The organism is Bradyrhizobium sp. CCGB01, from assembly GCF_024199795.1.
In the GTDB taxonomy this organism is placed as follows: domain Bacteria; phylum Pseudomonadota; class Alphaproteobacteria; order Rhizobiales; family Xanthobacteraceae; genus Bradyrhizobium.
Genome location: NZ_JANADK010000001.1, coordinates 4,706,346 through 4,723,776, shown reverse-complemented (window position 1 = coordinate 4,723,776; position 17,431 = coordinate 4,706,346). Strand labels below are relative to the sequence as shown.

The following is a 17,431-nucleotide window of genomic DNA, read 5'->3' as shown; positions in this document are numbered from 1 at the left end:
AAATGAACGGAGCGGCTCTGAAGCTATCGGGGCCGTTCCAACCTTCGTACAAGAATGAACCTCATGAACACAATCTACGTCGATCGGCGTTCGATGTTGGCGGGTTTGCTGCTGTCGGCCGCCGCGACACCTATGGCTGGGCGTGCGCTGGCGCAGGCAGATCCCCTCCCATCGTGGAATGAAGGCAAGTCGAAGAAGTCCATACTGGATTTCGTCTCTGCAGTGACGCACGAGGGCGCGCCGGATTTCGTTCCCCCTTCCGAGCGCATCGCGACGTTCGACAACGACGGTACGCTCTGGTGCGAGCAGCCGATGTACGTCCAGCTCGCGTTTGCGCTCGCTCGGGTGAAAGCTCTGGCCCGCAAGCATCCGGAATGGAGGCACAAACAGCCCTTCCAGGCCGTGCTCGAGAACGATCTCGCTTCCCTCGCCAAGGCGGGCGAGAAAGGCCTGGTCGAGCTCGTTATGGCAACTCATGCCGGCATGACTACGGCAGAGTTCGAAAAGATCGCCAGCGACTGGATCGCAAGCGCGCGTCATCCGAAATTCAATCGACCGTATACGGATCTCGTCTACCAACCGATGCTGGAGTTGCTCGCCTATCTCCGGGCCAATGGCTTCAAGACCTTCATCGTCTCGGGGGGCGGCATCGAGTTCATGCGTCCCTGGAGCGAACGCATTTACGATATTCCACCCGAACAGGTCATCGGATCGAGCATCAAGACCGCGTTCAAGGTCGGCAAGGACGGGCCGGTCCTGATCCGCCTGCCGGCCATCGATCTCATAGACGATGGGCCCGGCAAACCGGTTGGCATCAATTCACACATCGGCCGCAGGCCGATCGCGGCCTTCGGCAACTCCGATGGCGACTTCCAGATGCTGCAATGGGCAACCGCGACTCCGCGTCGGCGCCTTGGGTTGATCGTGCATCACACAGATTCGGAGCGCGAATACGCCTACGACCGCAAGTCTCCATTCGGAAAACTCGACAAAGCACTCGATGCGGCGGCCTCCAATGGCTGGATCGTGGTCAGCATGAAGGAGGATTGGAAGCATGTCTTCAACTTCCAATAGCCAACGAACGTCTAGCGTTTGTCACGATCGCCGGCCGGTCCAGTTGGCGAGACGTCCTACTCGATTTTTTCTCGATCGAAGGCTCCCTGGCACAAACAGCATATGCGCCTTGATGCAAAATGCGATCAAATGCGGCTGGCCGGTGGCGGAGCATCAGGTGCCATGTCGTATCGGAGCCATGAACTCAGCAAATTGCGCACCCGTCGAATGGGGCCTTTGTCATCGATCGGGGTGCTCATCACAATGCTATGCGCCACAGAGGCCTTCTCGCAGACCGCGGCGTCTACAGCACCCGACAACAACGGTCTCGATTTCTTCCGGCCGCCGCCGAACCTGTTTCAGTTCCAATATGAATATCGGACGGCACCCGGGACCACGCGCGATGTCACGACCCAGACGCTCAATCTTCGCTACGATCACGCCTTCTATCTGTCTCCGACCTTGACCATCGTGACGCGGACGGATCTTCCCTTGCTGGCCAGGAACACGATCAACGCGAGCAATCCCAACGGCGATTACCTGTACGGCGTTGGTGATGCCGATATCCAGGCTGCAATCATTCACGACATCGATACCCGCTGGGCGGTCGGCTTCGGCACGCGCCTGATCACACCTACCGGCGCCGATCCCCTGGGCTCGGGAAAGTGGCGGGTGATGCCGATCATGGGTTTCCGCGTCGCACTGCCGGAGATCAGCAAGTCGAGCTATTTCGAGCCGATCTTTCGCTACGACGTCAGCGTGGCCGGCGACCCGACCAGGAGGAACATCAGCAATCTGCAATTTGGCCCTGCCCTGAACATCGGCCTTCCGGATCGCTGGTTCGTCACGTTCTATCCGAGTCAGGACATTCGCATCAATTTCGGCGACCCGATCACAGGGCAAACCGGCCGCCTGTTCCTGCCGCTGGACGTCCGGGTCGGAAAGAAGGTCTCCGACCACCTCGCCGCTTCACTCGAGGTCGGCGTTCCCATCATCAAGGACTATCCCGTCTACAATTCAAAGGCCAGTTTCGGCTGAACGTCACGTGGTAGCTCGTTTCGGCAATATCGCCCCTCGTCGACATTAGGGACAAGTGCGATGGCGGCTTTCTTAAAGACGACAATCATCGGCGGAGCGCTGTTTCTGCTGCCTGTTGCCCTCGTCCTTGTCATTCTCGGTCACGCGATGCGGATTGCGTTGAAAGCTGCCGCCCCGATCTCGCACGCATTGCATTTCGACGAAATGGGAAAGATCGCAGGGGTCGGGATCGTCACGGTGCTCGCGTTCGTTCTCCTCATCCTGGTTTCGTTCGTCGCCGGCTTCGTCGCGCGGACCAAGATCGGCGCTCGTATCAGCGCGTGGGTCGAGCAATCATTTCTCGGCGGCATTCCGCAGTATCAGATGGTGAAGAGCATGGCGCAGGGCCTGACCAGAGCCGAGGGCGTCAGCGATGACTTCAAGCCGGTGCTCGTGGATACCGGCGGTGGATGGCAGATCGGGTATCTGCTTGAGGCGCTCGAAGACGACTGGGTGGCGGTCTTCGTTCCGCAGGCACCGACACCGCTCGTCGGCAGCATACGCTTCTATCGCAACGACCGCATCAAGCCACTCGACATCTCCATGCTCGAGGCGCGAGCGATCGTGAAGAACATCGGGCTTGGCTCGGCAGCGGCGCTTCGGGGAGTCGATTTGGACAAACTCGCGACTTTGCCGGCCTAGCTCGGCCGGTTTTCGGCATGCTCACTGCGGAAGAGTTTGAGCAGAATTCGGCAAGCAAGAAGAAGAGGACCTGCAATGCGAAAGCGTTTCACTGCAACTATTCTCTGTGCTGCGGCATGCGTTGCTGCGATGGTCGCGACCGCAGCATTCGCGCAGGCGCCGGCGGACCAGAAACCGGTGGCTGACCAGGCCGCGGCGCCCGCTTCGGCTGCCAGCAAATTGCCGCAAGGGCAGATCGAGCAGCTGGTCGCTCCGATCGCGCTCTATCCGGATGCGCTGCTGTCGCAGATCATGATGGCCTCCACCTATCCGCTTGAGGTGGTCGAGGCGGCGCGCTGGATCGAGACCAACAAGGGTGTCACCGGCAAGGCGCTCGAAGACGCCATGCAGAAGCAATCCTGGGATCCCAGCGTCAAGGCCCTGACATCCGTTCCGCAGGTGCTCAAGATGATGAGCGAGAAGCTCGAATGGACCCAGCAGCTGGGTGACGCGTTCCTCGCGCAGGAGCAGGACATGATGGACGCCGTGCAGAGGCTGCGCCAGCGCGCGGAGGCCGCCGGCAATCTGAAATCCACACCGCAGCAGAAGGTCACCAGGAGCGCTCCACCGGCCGGTGTGTCCGCGCCGGCAGGGATGCAGCAGGCGATCTCGATCGAGCCCGTCGATCCCGACACGTACTATGTTCCGGTCTACGATCCCGGTGCCGTCTATGGCGCGTGGGATTACCCGGACTACCAGCCGTTCTACTGGTACCCGCCGGGCTACGTCGCCTCGGGCGTAATCGGCTTTGCCGCAGGCGTCGCCGTCGGGGCGGCGATCTGGGGCGGCTGCAATTGGTGGAACCGCAACGTCTACGTCAACGTCAACCGCTACAACAGCTTCAACCGCACCAACATCGTCAACAACGCCTGGGCCCACAATCCTGCCCATCGCGGCGGTGTCGCCTATCGCGACGCCGGTGTCGCAGGCCGCTTCCACAGCGGCAACACGCCGGCCGCGCGGGAGGCGTTGCGCAACCGCACCGGTGCCGCGGGGGCCAGGATCTCGGGCGCAGGCGCCGGCCGGGCCAGGAGCGCGGTCACCCAGCGCACCGGCAATCGTGGTGCCAGCGTGTCCCACCGGACCAGTTCGAGGCAGGTCACCCGCGCGCGAACCGGTGCCGGCAATCGTGCAGCCATCTCGCACAGAAGCGTCACCCGATCGCGCGTCAGCGGGCGTGTCGGCGGTGGCGGACGGCCGGCTGCGATCCGGGCTGGCGGCGGCATGCGGGCGGGCGGTGGCGGCTTCCACCGGGGGGGCGGCGGCTTCCGCGGAGGCGGCGGCTTCCACGGCGGTGGCCGGCGGCGCTGATTTGATCGGACGAGCACACTCATCGATAGAGCGTAGCGCAATCCGGGGCCCCTCTCCCTGCACCATCCCGGATTTCGCTGCGCTCCATCCGGGCATCGGGTGCCCTACTTCTTCACCTTGCTCGCATCCATCTTGATGGCTGGATCCAGCATCTTGGTGGTGAACGCCGTGCTGACGTCGAACGGCTTCTCCATGCCGAGATAGGTCTGGACCAGCTCGTAGTCCTTCTTCATCCGCTCGCCATCGATCCAGCCGAGACCCTTGGTCGTCGTGAACTCGTCGGTCATGAGATATTTGATGCGCTCCCACTGGCGCTCCTGGTTCTCCTTGTCCAGACCGGAGACCTGGTCGAGCAGCGCCTTCAGGCACGGCGCGGCGTCGGCGACGCAGGCCGCAAAGGCCCTCTGCGAGATGCGCACGAACTCCTCGACCAGCTTCGGGTTCTTCTGCAGATAGGCGGCGTTCACGATCAGGGAATTGCCGTACGGATTGAGCCCGATGTCCTTCCAGTTGACGTAGCCGAGGTCCTGCCCGAACTCGATCACCTTCAGATCGTGCTCGTTGTAGAAGTCGCTGATGATGTCGACGGTGTGGCTCTTCAGCGCCGCGATCTTCGCGGTCGGCCCGATATTGACGAAGCTGACGGCATCAGGCGCGAGCCCGGCGGCCTTCGCAAAAGCCGGCCACATCACGCGCGAGGCATCGCCGGGCGGATTGCCGATCTTGTGGCTGGCAAAGTCCTTCACGCCGTTCACGCCGTAGCTCTTCAGCCAGTAGAAGGTCTGGCCGGTGTTGGCGTAGATGCTCATCAGCGCGACGTCGTCGGCGCCCTTGCTCTTGGCCACCAGCATGGTGGCGAGATCGGCAATGCCGAACGGCGAGCCGCCGGAGCCGACCTTGGCGGCGGAAACGCCGGAGCCCTTGCCGACCTCGATGGTCAGGTCGATGCCTGATTTCTCGTACCAGCCTTGCGCCTTGGCGAAATAGAACGGCGAATGGTCGGCCGTCGGCGTCCAGTTCAGGATCAGGTTGACCGCCTCGCCCGCGCCCGCCGGCGCCGCCGGCACACCAAGCACCAGGGCCAAAGCCAGAGCCGAGCCCGCCGCCTGCAAACGCTTCATCGCATCTCTCCTCATTGCCGCGACCCGGCTTGTCGCTCTCCCCATGTGAGGATACCAATGCAACAAGCCCGCCCTCGACTTGTCAACTGTCTGGTTGGAAATGCCCGCAAAACGTTCAGGCGACACCGTGCCGCAGCGGCGCGACCCCGTCGCCACCCGCAAGAAGCTGCTCACCGCGGCGCGCCTGGAGTTCGCCAAACACGGCTTTGCGGGCGCCCGCGTCGACGAGATCGCCGAGCGCGCAGGCGTCAACAAGCAGCTCGTCTATCACTATTTCGGCGACAAGGACGCGCTCTATCTGGCCGTCCTCGAATGGGTTTACGCCGATATCCGCGAGCAGGAACGTCAGCTCAATCTCGAAGGCCTGCCGCCCGAAAAGGCGATCCGGAAGCTGATCGAGGCCTCGTTCGATTATCTCGCGACGAACCCCGATTTCATCGTGCTGCTGAACGACGAGAACCGCGGCGGTGCCCGCCACGTCCGCGGCTCGACGCGGCTGGAGGCGATGCATTCGCCGCTGGTGAAGAGCGTCTCCCACATCCTCCACGAGGGCGTCCGCGCCGGAATGTTCCGCAAGGGGATCGACCCGATCCAGCTCTATATCTCCATCGCAGGCCTCAGCTATTTCTACCTGTCCAACACCCCGACGCTGTCGGCGATCTTCGGCAAGGACCTGTCGAGCCGGGCGGCAAAGCGCGCCCGCCGCCGGCATGTCGCCGATCTCGTACTGCATTCGCTCCGGCCCTAATCAACCAACTGGTTGAAACTTCCCGCGGGGACGGTTAGGCTTACGACCTGCGGCACAATCGCCGCGGCAACAGGGAGCAACCGGTGACGGGAGACGGCGCACGCGCCTCGCGCAGCTTTGCGATCATCCTGATCGTGCACCTCGCCGTGCTCGTGCTCTGGCAGGTCGCGGTCGATGCCTTCCACGTGCCGAAATTCATCCTGCCCTCCCCGCTCGCGACGGTGCAGACGCTGGGAACCGCGAGCTACGCCTGGGGCGCCAACACGCTGGTCACCGCCATCGAGATCCTCGGCGGCTTCGCGCTCGGCGCGTTCGTCGGCGTCGCGCTTGCCGTGATCTTCAGCTGGGCGCCGCTGCTCAGCCTCGTGCTGCTGCCGCTGTTCGTGACGATGAACATGATCCCGAAAGTCGCGCTCGGGCCGCTCTTCATCGTCTGGTTCTCCTACGGCATCATCCCGAACATCCTGATCGCCTTCAGCATCTGCTTCTTCCCGATCCTGCTCACCACCGCGCGGGGCCTGCGCGAGGTCGAGCCGGATCTGCTCGACCTCGTCAAATCGCTGCGCGGCTCGCGCTGGACGCTGTTCCGCAAGATCCAGCTGCCGGGATCGCTGCCTTACGTGTTCTCCGGCATGAAGGTCGGCGCCATCCTCGCGGTCGCCGGCGCCATCGTCGGCGAGTTCATCGCCTCCGAGCGCGGGCTCGGCTACCTCATGATCCAGGTGCAGTCGTCGCTCGACACGCCCGCGATGGTGATGGCCGTCGTGCTGCTGACCCTGCTCGGCGTCGCCCTCTACGGCCTGGTCCTCGCCCTCGAACGCATGTTCGTGGTCGGCGACGCCAGGCAGGCTTAACGACAAGGACCGAACCATGCTGCTCACCCGCCAGACGCTGCCGAAGACCATTCCGGACATCGCTGCGCTCGACGATCTCTTGTGCCGGCCGACCCAGGCGCTGATCGACGACCTCGCCAGGGTCGAGGGCGACATCATGATTTTGGGTGTTGCCGGCAAGATGGGCCCGACGCTGGCGGGGCTGGCGAAGGCCGCCGCGCCCGATCGCCGCGTCATCGGCGTCGCCCGCTTCAGCGAACCCGGCGTCAAGGACTGGCTGCACGCCCGCGGCGTCGAGACCATCAATTGCGACCTGATGGACGAGAAGGCAATTCAGTCGCTGCCGAAAGCGCCGAACATCATCTTCATGGCCGGCCGCAAGTTCGGCGCCGAGGGCGACCTGTCGCTGACCTGGGCGATGAACGCGCATGTGCCGGCGCTGGTCGCGCAGGCCTTCCCCTCGTCCCGTATCGTCGCGTTCTCGACCGGCTGCATCTATCCGTTCGTCCCCGTCGACGGCAAAGGCGCGACCGAGGACATGGCGCCGAACCCGCCCGGCGAATACGCCCAGTCCTGTGTCGGCCGCGAGCGCATGTTCGAATATTTTTCGCGCAGGTTCGAAACGCCTGGTCGCCTGTTCCGTCTCAACTACGCGATCGACATGCGCTACGGCGTGCTGCACGACATCGCCACCAAGGTGCTTACGGGCGCGCCCATCGACGTCAGCCTCGGCCATGTCAATTTCATCTGGCAGGGTGATGCCTCCGCGCAGGCACTGCGCTGCCTGGCGCATTGCACGGCGCCGACCTCGCCGATCAATGTCAGCGGCCACGAGATTTTGGCGGTGCGCGATCTCGCCGCAAAATTCGGCGCCCGCTTCGGCCGCGCGCCGGTGCTGACCGGCAAGGAAGAGCCGACGGCGTGGCTGACCGACACCTCCAGGGCAGTCGAGCTGTTCGGCCTGCCGGTCGTCGACACCGAGCAGCTGATCGCCTGGACTGCGGACTGGGTCTCCCGTTCCATGCCGAGCCTCGGCAAGCCCACCAAATACGAGGTGCGCGATGGACGCTATTGACGGCCCGCCCGTCATCAAGCTCAGCGTCGAGGACGCGATCCCCGGGCTGGCGCTGTCGACGGAAGCGCACTGGAACCAGACCGAGGAGGACTGGCGTATCTTCCTGCACGACGGAATCGTGTTCGGCATCCGTGACGGCGCGCGACTGGTCGCCACGGCCGCCTTGCTGCCCTACTCCGGCAACAACGCCTGGATCAGCATGGTGCTGGTATCAGGCACCCATCGCCGCCGCGGCCTTGCCACGCGCCTCGTCGATGCCTGCCTGGAAACGGCGCGCAAGAACGGTCTGACGAGCTGGCTCGACGCGACGCCCGACGGCGCCGCCGTCTACGGGCCGCTCGGATTCACGCCGACACTGCAATTGCGCCGGCTCAGGCTGGTGCAATCCGCGCGAGCGGCCACGCCGGCGCCGTCATCCGCGACGCTCGAGGCGCTTCGCGCGCGGGACCGCCGCGCCACCGGTCTCGACCGGACCGCCCTCCTCACCGCCTTTGCGCAGCGCTCGGGCTCGCGCATCCTTTCTGCCAACGGTGCCATCGCGCTGGTGCGCGACGGCCGGACCGCGCGCCATATCGGCCCGTTGTTTGCCGATCACGCTGCCGCCGCGCTGACCCTCGCCAATGCGATCGCGCAATCGCAAGGCGGCCCGCTCCTGCTCGACGCCGTCGCCTCGCAGGGCGCATTCCTGGAAGGATTGACCGCATCGGGCTGGACCATCGAGCGGCCGTTCCAGCGCATGCGGTTCGGCCCCGCCACCGCCACGGCTGAGGAAATGCCATTCGCCGTCGCCGGCCCTGAATTCGGATAGGACATCATGCACCACAGCCAGATCAACGCCGACATCCGCAAGCTGATCGCTGAGGGCACCGTGCTGCCGGCGCACCCCCTCGCGCTCACCGCCGAGCGCCAGCTCGACAAACAGTACCAGCGCGCCCTGACGCGCTATTATATCGACGCTGGCTCGGGCGGCCTTGCGGTCGGCGTCCACACCACACAATTCGCGATCCGCGACGTCGGCCTCTACCGCCCCGTGCTCGAGCTTGCCGCCGAGACCGCCGCGAGCTGGACCAAACGTCCTCTGGCGATGGTCGCGGGCCTTGCCGGCCCGACCCAGCAGGCGACCGCGGAAGCCCGCACTGCGCGCGATATCGGCTATCACGCCGGCCTGCTCAGCCTCGCCGCGATGAAAAGCGCCTCAGAGGACGAGATCATCGCGCACTGCACGGCGGTCGCCGCCGAGATCCCGCTGGTTGGCTTCTACCTCCAGCCGGCCGTCGGCGGCGTCATCCTGTCGAGCCGGTTCTGGCAGCGCTTTGCCTCGATCGACAACGTCATCGCGATCAAGATCGCGCCGTTCAACCGCTACCGGACGCTCGACGTTCTGCGTGGTGTTGCAGCCGCCGGCGCGCTCGACCGTGTCGCGCTCTACACCGGCAATGACGACCACATCCTGCTCGACCTGATGCTGCCGTTCGACCTCCGTGACAAGGGCGTCACCACCCGCACCTACTTCAAGGGCGGCCTGCTCGGCCACTGGTCGGTCTGGACTGCGAGCGCGATCAAACAGTTCGAACGCTGCAAGGCGGCGCGACACAAGGACAGCGTGCCGGCCGACCTGCTCGCGCTCGATGCCCGCGTCACCGATTGCAACAGCGCCTTCTTCGACGTCGCCAACAATTTTCACGGCTGCATCGCCGGCTGCCACGAGATCTTGCGACGCCAGGGCCTGATGAAAGGCCTGTGGTGCCTCGATCCGAACGAGGGGCTCAGCCCCGGGCAGAAAGAGGAGATCGACCGCGTCTGCCGCGAGCACGCCGACCTCAGCGACGATGCCTTCGTCACCGCCAATCTGAACAAATGGCTGGCATGAGCGCCGAGCCCTTCATCAGCCTCGGCGGCGTCCGCAAGGTCTATCGCAGCGGCGGCGCCGAATTCCTGGCGGTCTCCGACGTCACCATGGACGTGCAGGAAGGTGAGCTGGTCTCGCTGGTCGGCCCCTCCGGCTGCGGCAAGACCACGGTGATGAAGATTCTGGCCGGCCTGCACGGCGCCGACGGCGGCACGGTCAGAATCGGCAACGCCAAAAGTCCGTTCGATCCGAGCCGCGATATCGGCATGGTGTTCCAGCAGGCCTTGCTGCTGAAGTGGCGCACCATCCTGGACAACGTGCTGCTGCCGGCCGAGATCGTGGGCCTGCCGATCAAGGCCGCGCGCGAGCGGGCGCGCGATCTGCTCAACCTCGTCGGCCTTGCCGGCTTCGAGCAAAAGTATCCGCAGCAACTCTCCGGCGGCATGCAGCAGCGCACCGCGATCGCGCGCGCCTTCATTCACGATCCAAAGCTGATCCTGATGGACGAGCCGTTCGGAGCGCTGGACGCGCTGACGCGCGAGCAGATGAACCTGGAGATGCTACGGATCTGGCGCGAGAGCGGCAAGACCATCATCTTCGTCACGCACTCGATCCAGGAGGCCGTGTTCCTGTCCTCGCATTGCGCCGTTCTGACGGCGGGGCCTGCGAAGATGGCCGACTATTTCCCGATCGACCTGCCCTTCCCGCGCGACCTTCCGCTGAAGACGACGGACGCGTTCGGCGCCTATGCGCGGCGGATCTATGCGAAGCTGGGTTTGGGCGCGGCGTAGGCCGCTTGCTCGGACCTCGTAGGGTGGGCAAAGCGCAAGCGTGCCCACCACTGCAAGTAATGCGGAAGGACGTGGGCACGGCGCAAGTGCGCCTTTGCCCACCCTACGAGAGCTGGGCGCGGCGTAACCACCGCGCCCCCTCACGATCAGCTCTTGTTGCGCATCTTGCTGAGCAGATAGTTGTCGTAGAAGTTTTCCGCGATCTGCGTGTAGAACAGCAGCTCCTTCATATAGGCGTCGTGGCTCTCCTTGGTCCGCTTGAACAGGTCGCTCTTGGCGGCGAGCTCGTTCAGATGCTCCTGGGTCGCGTTGTAGCAGGCCTCCAGCACCGGCTGCGGGAACGCCTTCAGCTCCGCGCCGTTCGCGATCAACCGCTTCAGCGCCGCCGGATTCACGCTGTCGTATTTCTCGAGCATCCAGGCGCCGGCTGCGGACGCGGCCTGGTTGACGATCGCCTGATACTGCTTGGGCAGCGAAGCCCATTTCTCGTCATTGACGATCATGTGCAGCATGGCGCCGCCTTCCCACCAGCCCGGGAAGTAGTAGTACTTTGCGACCTTCTGGAAGCCGAGTTTCTCGTCGTCATAGGGACCGACGAATTCGGCGGCGTCGATCGAGCCCTTCTCCAGCGCCGCATAGACGTCGCCGCCGGCGAGCTGCTGCGGCACGATGCCGAGCCTGGCCAGCACATGGCCGCCCATGCCGGCGATGCGGAATTTGAGGCCTTTGAGATCGTCGACGGTCTTGATCTCCTTGCGGAACCAGCCGCCCATCTGGGTGCCGGAATTGCCGCAGAGGATGGCGTGCGTCTTGAAGGGTTTCAGCGCCTCGTTGGTCAGCTCTGCGCCGCCGCCGAAATACCACCAGGATTCCTGGTGGCGGTGGTTCATGCCGAACGGCGCGCCGGTGGCGTAGGCCAGCGCCGGCTCCTTGCCGATGTAGAAATAGAGCGGCGTCTGCGCCATCTCGACGGAGGCGACGCTGACGGCATCGAGCGCCTGGAGGCCGGGAACGAGCTCGCCGGCCGCAAAGGTCTGGATCTGGAATTTGTTGTCGGTGGCCTCGGCGACGTATTTCGCAAAGGTCTGCGCCGTGCCGTAGATGGTGTCGAGCGACTTCGGGAAGCTCGACGTCAGGCGCCATTTGATCTCGGGCGCACTCTGCGCGATCGCGGGTGCGGCAACTAGCGTCGTCGCACCGGCGACGGCACCGCCCTTGAGGAATGTACGGCGTTTCATGATGGGGTCTCTCCCTAAATCAAGGCTTGAAATAGTTGGCTGGGCCACGGTCTTCCCGGACCGTTTGCCCGTTCCTGCCACTCAGTTCAAGCCATGATAAAGGAGGGACGACCTGCCAAAAGCGTGACCGGCACCCGTCATGGAGCCGCGCTTCGCGCGGGCCTTGCGGCTCACATTGACGTAGCGTGGGCACGCCCCCGCCTCACGCGGCCGCGGCTTCCTCGTAGAGTCCGGCCATGAAATCGCTGAACGTCGGCGCGAGCGGCAGGACGTAGCCCCATTGGTCCGACATCGCTTCAGCGAGCGTCCAGGGCTTCTCGTATTCGGCGACCTCGTGATCGATGAACCAGATCTTGCCGAAGTGCGCCTTCTCGATCGTCATGCAGATCGGATTGCCACCGTGGTCGCTCATGATCCACAGGAGCTCATCGACGGTCGGCCATTGCGGTGTCTTGCGCGTTTGGACCAGCGCGCAGACGTCGCTCCGCAATCCCAGCACCTCCTGCATTGCCCCGGCCCAGTGCCCTTGCGGCCAGTTGAACTCGGCCGAGCCCTGATGATAGCCGCCGGCGCAGGCCAGCACGAACCGGCGATAGTCATCCGGCAATCGGCAGCCGATGGATGTCTCGAACGCCTCGAGCGCGGCTTCAGTCGGTTGCTTCGTGCCGGCGCGATCAACGCCTGCGATGAATTTTGCGATGTCCATAGGCCCTCTCCTCGACGCGAACGCGCGCCATGCCTTCGTCGCGGCCACATCGAGACGGGTTCGAGCAATGAGGATCGGGAACGGGATACGAAGCGCGGGACTGCTCAAAGCAGCTTGGCACTGACGAACAGCGCGCGCACGGCGTTGGTCGCCTGCACCGCAAGCATGCCGTTGTCGGCGGCGCCTTCGAGCGCCGCGACCGCGTCTTCATGCAGCGAGCGGAATTCCATCCACTCGACCGATTTGAAGTTGGTGAGGAATTGATAGGCTTGGCCGACGGTCGCAATCGCCAGCGTGTCGCCATTCAACTTGATCTTGAACGTGGTACGCAGCGGGGTCTCGGAACTCTGGGGATCACTCATGGGCTGCTTCTGGACGATGACGGCTTAACGAAGGGAAAACGGCAGCCCCGCCGCAGCAGGCAAACCTCGGATATCGAGTATCAGGAGTCGGTGCTCGCGCGTTGCGCGGCAATCGCCGATCCGCTCAGGCTCGGCACGACGACGAGGCGATTGAACTCGCCATTGTCCCAGGCCTTGAGGAAACGATCATAATCCTTGATCGAGACGCAGCCGTTGGAATCGCCGCGCGGTCCGAGCATGTAGCTGTGGGTGAGAAGGCCGACGCGGCCCAGCGCACTGGTGCCATCGGTGGGCGTCAGGCGCAGCGCGCGGATGCCGTGGAACAGTTTTTCGCGCGGCTTCAGGTCGTAGGTGGCGGGCGGGGTCGCGCCGACCATGCGCTGGTCGACATGATCCGGATCGTCCATCAGCGCACCCATGCCCGAATGGGCTTCCAGCGCGACGCCGCTCGGCAGGTATAGGGCCTTGGCCTTGATGTCGTAGACCGCCGTGCGTGAATCGTAGCCGAGCGCGGCAAGATCGGGCGCCTTGGCGGTGAACAGGCCGCTGTCGGGCGTCAGCGAGGCCAGTTTGATCTTGTCGGTGAACTTCTCGAAGAAGTTGCGGTTGTCGACCCTGGGATTGGTCTCGGCATAGGCCTGGCTGGACGCGATCTGGGCGGAGAGGTCCGCCTGCGTCGGGCGCGAGCGCGGCATCGGAACGGCGTCGGCGCGCTGGGTGGCGGGCCTGGTCTCGTCCACCACGTGCCGGTCATCATCGGTCAGGGTCGAGCGCCACTCGTCGCCCTGGAGCTTCTGGGCCAGCATCGCCTTGGCGTCGCGCAGCTTGAGCTGGACGGCACTCACGGCCGAACGCTCCATCGTGCGCAGGCCGAGTTCGCGGGTGGGCGGGTTGCTGGATGCCGAAGCGAAACGGTCTTCGAAGGACGGGGTGTTGGCCGGCGGCAATGCGGCGGTGACCAGCGGGGTCGAATCACCCATGTCCGCCACCCAGGCAGCAGCCCCCAATGCCAGCGCGACGGCGGCCAAAGACAGCAGTATCGTCTCCGCTCGCCCAATACGGCGGCGCGACAACAGCCTCTCGGCGCGTGCGCGGTCGGAAACCATCAGATCCCCAAATCGACCCCCGGGGGGCCCAACCCCCGCCCGGAGACTCTATACCAGCTACCACATTGGGAGCTAAAAGTTAGGCATAATCGCGGCCGGCAAGGCAGCCCAGGGTATCCCATGACCGATCCTTTCGATCTAGAGCGCTTTATCCGGGCCCAGGACCCGGTTTTTCGCGCCGTCCAGGGGGAGCTGGCCCGCGGCCGCAAGCAAAGCCACTGGATGTGGTTCGTCTTCCCGCAAATCGAAGGCCTCGGCCTCAGCGCCATGTCGCAGCGCTACGCCATCGCCTCCCGCGCCGAGGCCGAGGCTTACCTCGCCCATCCTGTCCTCGGCTCGCGCCTGATCGAATGCACCCGCCTCGTGCTCGCGGTCGAAGGGCGGACCATCAACGCGATCCTCGGCGCACCCGACGACGCCAAATTCCGTTCGTCGATGACGCTGTTCGGCGCCGTGTCCGACGAGCCCGTTTTCGGCGAGGCGCTCGCCCGGTATTTCGCCGGCGAGCGCGACGGGGCCACGCTGGAGATACTGTCGAAGCTCGATCGGCCGGCGTAGCGCTTGGGATCAGCGCCCCTCGAAGACGGCCGCGCGACGCTCGATGAAGGACTGAATGCCTTCCTTCGCATCGGCGCTGCCGAGCACGCGGTCGCGGATCTTCGGAATGTAAGCGATCGCCGCCGCCTCACCGCCTTCGATGTATTTCGCAGCCGCTTCCTTCGTCACCTGGATGCCGAGCGGCGCATTGCGCGCGATGATCGCGGCGAGCGCCATCGCCCGTTCGCCCTGCTCTCCCGGCGGCACGACCTCCTGCACGAGGCCGATCGCGTGGGCCCGCTCGGCTGAAAACTCGTCACACAGGAACAAATGGTACATCGCATCGCCCCAGCCGGCGCGCGAGAGAAAGCGGAAATGTGCACCGCCCAGCGGCGCGATGCCACGCTTGGACTCCATCTGGCAGAAGCGCGAATCCGCGGCAGCCACCACGATGTCGCCGGCCAGCATCAGCTCGATTCCGATCGTGAACACGATGCCCTGCACGGCGGTGATAACCGGCTTGCGGCAACGCTTGGTCAGCCCGAACGGATCGACATTGCCCTCCTTGATGTTGCGCTTCTCGGCGGTCGGCCCGAAGAACTTCGGCATATCGAGCCCGGCGGTGAAATCGTTGCCCTCGGCGCAGATCACGCCGACGCGGTAAGCCTCGTTGTCGTGCAGTTCGGTCAGCGCATCGGACAATTGCTCCATCATCACCGGGGTGAACGCGTTCTTCTTTGCGGCGTTGTCGATGACGATCTTCAAGACATGGCCGTGCACCTCGGTGCGGATCTGACCTTCGCTCATTCGTTTCTCTCCCGATTGATCGTTTGATGTTGGCCGCAACTCAGGCCGGCGGCTGAATCGCCGCGCGGATCGCCTCGATCCGCGCGGGCGTGAACACACCGGAGTCCAGAAGCTGGAGGATCGAGAGCACGCCGCCGCGCGATCCCCAGCTTCCCTCGTCGATGATCTCGAAATTGACCCACCAGGTCGGCGCCGGCGCCTGCATCCCGCAGGCCTCCGCAAGCCGCGCCAGCACGTTGCGGATCACCTCGGCCCGCACCCCGGCAGGCCAGGCCGCGTTCATCACCGCGATGTTGACGGTGATGATATCGCGCGGCGTGTCCTGGTCGGACAACAGCCGGCCGCCGATCGCCATGCAGTCGGGCGGCAGGTCGTGGAAATGCACCTGAAAGCCCATTCGCGCCGCCGGCGCATGCTGGCCGACCTCGGGCTCGAGCACGGCGTCGGTCAGGGTTTCCGCGAGGCGGCGGCGCTGATCCAGGCTGAGCCGGCCGGCAGGCGCGGTCACGGTGATGATGGTCAAGGTGACGTCCTTTTCCACGAATATGACAATCGTCATATTTCAGCTTCGCTTGCCTATGTCAACCGTCATAGTCTAGATGGAGACAGCTAATCGCGGGACTTCCGATGACCACCACCACACGTGACAAGATGATCGCCGGCGCCGCCGACCTGATGAGCCGCGGCGGTGTCAACGCCACCAGCATGCGCGACGTCGTCCGTCACACGGCGACCCCGCGCGGCTCGATCAGTCATCACTTCCCGGAGGGCAAGCGGCAATTGATCGCCGAAGCCGTGACCTTTGCCGGCAAGCAGGTGTCCATTCCCCTGGAGAAGGCCATGAACGAACGCGGCGTGATCGGCGGCCTCAGCGCGTTCGTCGCATCATGGCGCCGCCGGCTGGAGGCGACCGGCTTCGAGGCCGGCTGCCCGGTGCTCGCCGTCGCCGTCGACCGCTATGTTGGCGAGGCCTCCGACAAGGACGACGAGACGGCGCAGCAGCATCTGCTCGACCTCGCCGACGGCGTGTTCGCCGATTGGCGGCAGATCATGCGCGCGGCCTTGCTGCGCGAAGGGCTCGCCGCCGAACGGGCGGAGCGGCTTGCAACACTCGTCGTCGCCTCGATCGAAGGCACGGTCGCGCTGTGCCGCGCGAGCCGCAGCGCAGCCGCGCTCGATCAGGTTCAGGAGGAGCTGGAGACGATCTTGTCCACCGCCCTCGCCCGCACCACCAGGTAGAATGGAGACGCACCGATGGATCAGTCCCGACAGCGCGAGCTCGCCCGTCATCTCGCCAATCTGCGCCGCGAGGGCCGGCAACAAAGCGGCCTCGATGGACGGCTGGTGCCGCCGGATGCAGACACGGCGTACCGCATCGCGCAGATGGTGGAAGAGGAATTGGGTTGGGACGTCGTCGGCTGGAAGATCGCCGGCATGAAGTCCGGGCTCCAGCGCCAGCTTCGCATCTCTTCGCCGATCTATGGGCGGGTGTTCGCGCCCCTGATCAAGGCGTCGCCCGCAAGCGTCGAGCACGCCAGGCAATGCAGCCCGATTCCGGAGGTCGAGTACCAGGCACGACTCGGCGCCGACCTGCCGCCGCGCGCGAAGCCCTATACGGTGGACGAGGTCGGCGATGCCGTCGCCTCGCTGCATCCCGGCATCGAGCTCGCCGAATGCCGCTTCGTGCACGACGCCGCGTTTCCGCCGATGCCTGCGATCATGGCCGATGGCTCCGGGTCCGGAACGATCGTGCTTGGTGAGCCCATCGCCGATTGGCGTAGCCGCGACATCGCGAATCAGGACGTCATTCTCAATTGCGACGGCGTCGAGCGACGTCGTGGCAGCGCTGCAGAAGCGATCGATCATCCGCTGGTGCCGCTCGCCTGGCTCGCCAACGAGCTGTCACGGACCGGCATCGGCCTCAAGGCCGGGCAGACCATCAGCACGGGCACGCTCACGGGCATGCTGCGGCCGAAGGCTGGCGAGACTTACGTCGCGGATTACGGTCCGCTGGGAACCGTGACCGCGACCTACGCTTAGACGAATGGACGCATGCAGGCGGGGCATAGCGGACGGCAGCGTAAACTCCTGATTAACACCGGCTACCTATCGTTGCGCAGAATAATTTTCTCTCCC

At 64.7% G+C, this 17,431-nt stretch carries 20 protein-coding genes; 13 read left to right on the top strand and 7 right to left on the bottom strand.

Translation table 11 applies throughout. The features are described from left to right. The first annotated feature begins 93 nt into the window (after positions 1 to 93). The 4 genes from NLM25_RS21650 to NLM25_RS21635 all read left to right on the top strand — a co-directional run bounded on the left by NLM25_RS21650 (position 94) and on the right by NLM25_RS21635 (position 4,122). A complete protein-coding gene (locus NLM25_RS21650; protein WP_254141233.1) occupies positions 94 to 1,074 on the top strand; it encodes an HAD family phosphatase in 981 nt (326 codons plus the stop codon). A 243-nt stretch (positions 1,075 to 1,317) separates the two neighbouring features. Continuing rightward, positions 1,318 to 2,091 carry a hypothetical protein gene (locus NLM25_RS21645; RefSeq protein ID WP_254138313.1) on the top strand — a complete coding sequence of 258 codons (774 nt, stop codon included), beginning with the start codon at positions 1,318 to 1,320 and terminating at the stop codon, positions 2,089 to 2,091. Positions 2,092 to 2,238: 147 nt separating this feature from the next. Beyond that, positions 2,239 to 2,772, top strand: coding sequence for a DUF502 domain-containing protein (locus NLM25_RS21640; protein ID WP_254138312.1), 534 nt, complete (start codon positions 2,239 to 2,241; stop codon positions 2,770 to 2,772). Between the two features lie 75 nt (positions 2,773 to 2,847). Continuing rightward, positions 2,848 to 4,122: a DUF3300 domain-containing protein gene (locus tag NLM25_RS21635; RefSeq protein WP_254138311.1), complete on the top strand. Its 1,275-nt coding sequence runs from the start codon at positions 2,848 to 2,850 to the stop codon at positions 4,120 to 4,122. A gap of 104 nt (positions 4,123 to 4,226) precedes the next feature. On the opposite strand, the gene NLM25_RS21630 is transcribed toward NLM25_RS21635, so the two are convergent. Next, positions 4,227 to 5,243, bottom strand: coding sequence for an ABC transporter substrate-binding protein (locus NLM25_RS21630; RefSeq protein WP_254138310.1), 1,017 nt, complete (start codon positions 5,241 to 5,243; stop codon positions 4,227 to 4,229). Positions 5,244 to 5,343: 100 nt separating this feature from the next. On the opposite strand from NLM25_RS21630, the gene NLM25_RS21625 reads away from it, so the two are divergent. From NLM25_RS21625 to NLM25_RS21600, 6 genes are all read left to right on the top strand, one after another. Continuing rightward, positions 5,344 to 5,991, top strand: coding sequence for a TetR/AcrR family transcriptional regulator (locus NLM25_RS21625; protein ID WP_254138309.1), 648 nt, complete (start codon positions 5,344 to 5,346; stop codon positions 5,989 to 5,991). 83 nt (positions 5,992 to 6,074) lie between these two features. Next, entirely contained in the window at positions 6,075 to 6,845 is a 771-nt protein-coding gene (locus NLM25_RS21620) for an ABC transporter permease (protein WP_254138308.1), read from the top strand. 16 nt (positions 6,846 to 6,861) lie between these two features. Beyond that, on the top strand, positions 6,862 to 7,899 hold the full coding sequence (locus NLM25_RS21615) for an NAD(P)-dependent oxidoreductase (RefSeq protein WP_254138307.1): 1,038 nt from the start codon (positions 6,862 to 6,864) through the stop codon (positions 7,897 to 7,899). Further along, entirely contained in the window at positions 7,886 to 8,707 is an 822-nt protein-coding gene (locus tag NLM25_RS21610; RefSeq protein ID WP_254138306.1) for a GNAT family N-acetyltransferase, read from the top strand. Before NLM25_RS21615 ends, NLM25_RS21610 begins: the two co-directional genes overlap by 14 nt. Before the next feature lie 6 nt (positions 8,708 to 8,713). Beyond that, positions 8,714 to 9,769: a dihydrodipicolinate synthase family protein gene (locus tag NLM25_RS21605; protein WP_254138305.1), complete on the top strand. Its 1,056-nt coding sequence runs from the start codon at positions 8,714 to 8,716 to the stop codon at positions 9,767 to 9,769. Beyond that, a complete protein-coding gene (locus tag NLM25_RS21600) occupies positions 9,757 to 10,539 on the top strand; it encodes an ABC transporter ATP-binding protein (RefSeq protein ID WP_254138304.1) in 783 nt (260 codons plus the stop codon). Before NLM25_RS21605 ends, NLM25_RS21600 begins: the two co-directional genes overlap by 13 nt. 146 nt (positions 10,540 to 10,685) lie before the next feature. Here the strand turns inward: NLM25_RS21600 and NLM25_RS21595 are convergent, their stop codons facing one another. The 4 genes from NLM25_RS21595 to NLM25_RS21580 form a co-directional block, all read right to left on the bottom strand. Next, positions 10,686 to 11,777, bottom strand: a complete 1,092-nt coding sequence (locus NLM25_RS21595) for a TRAP transporter substrate-binding protein (RefSeq protein ID WP_254118855.1) — start codon at positions 11,775 to 11,777, stop codon at positions 10,686 to 10,688. A gap of 202 nt (positions 11,778 to 11,979) precedes the next feature. After that, positions 11,980 to 12,483 carry an SMI1/KNR4 family protein gene (locus tag NLM25_RS21590; protein WP_254138303.1) on the bottom strand — a complete coding sequence of 168 codons (504 nt, stop codon included), beginning with the start codon at positions 12,481 to 12,483 and terminating at the stop codon, positions 11,980 to 11,982. Between the two features lie 104 nt (positions 12,484 to 12,587). Further along, positions 12,588 to 12,845 (bottom strand): hypothetical protein, encoded by a 258-nt coding sequence (locus tag NLM25_RS21585; protein WP_254118853.1) that lies wholly within the window; start codon positions 12,843 to 12,845, stop codon positions 12,588 to 12,590. 80 nt (positions 12,846 to 12,925) lie between these two features. Beyond that, entirely contained in the window at positions 12,926 to 13,882 is a 957-nt protein-coding gene (locus tag NLM25_RS21580) for a DUF2778 domain-containing protein (RefSeq protein ID WP_254141232.1), read from the bottom strand. 189 nt (positions 13,883 to 14,071) lie between these two features. Here NLM25_RS21580 and NLM25_RS21575 point away from each other — a divergent pair, with 189 nt between their 5' ends. Then, on the top strand, positions 14,072 to 14,509 hold the full coding sequence (locus NLM25_RS21575) for a DUF1810 domain-containing protein (protein ID WP_254118852.1): 438 nt from the start codon (positions 14,072 to 14,074) through the stop codon (positions 14,507 to 14,509). A 9-nt stretch (positions 14,510 to 14,518) separates the two neighbouring features. Here the strand turns inward: NLM25_RS21575 and NLM25_RS21570 are convergent, their stop codons facing one another. Together NLM25_RS21570 and NLM25_RS21565 are read right to left on the bottom strand one after the other, a co-directional pair. Then, on the bottom strand, positions 14,519 to 15,295 hold the full coding sequence (locus tag NLM25_RS21570) for a crotonase/enoyl-CoA hydratase family protein (RefSeq protein ID WP_254138302.1): 777 nt from the start codon (positions 15,293 to 15,295) through the stop codon (positions 14,519 to 14,521). A gap of 40 nt (positions 15,296 to 15,335) precedes the next feature. Next, positions 15,336 to 15,818 (bottom strand): tautomerase family protein, encoded by a 483-nt coding sequence (locus NLM25_RS21565; RefSeq protein WP_254138301.1) that lies wholly within the window; start codon positions 15,816 to 15,818, stop codon positions 15,336 to 15,338. Between the two features lie 104 nt (positions 15,819 to 15,922). Here NLM25_RS21565 and NLM25_RS21560 point away from each other — a divergent pair, with 104 nt between their 5' ends. Both NLM25_RS21560 and NLM25_RS21555 read left to right on the top strand, forming a co-directional pair. Further along, positions 15,923 to 16,534 (top strand): TetR/AcrR family transcriptional regulator, encoded by a 612-nt coding sequence (locus NLM25_RS21560; RefSeq protein ID WP_254138300.1) that lies wholly within the window; start codon positions 15,923 to 15,925, stop codon positions 16,532 to 16,534. A gap of 15 nt (positions 16,535 to 16,549) precedes the next feature. Next, positions 16,550 to 17,335: a 2-keto-4-pentenoate hydratase gene (locus tag NLM25_RS21555; protein WP_254138299.1), complete on the top strand. Its 786-nt coding sequence runs from the start codon at positions 16,550 to 16,552 to the stop codon at positions 17,333 to 17,335. The last annotated feature ends 96 nt before the right edge of the window (positions 17,336 to 17,431 follow it).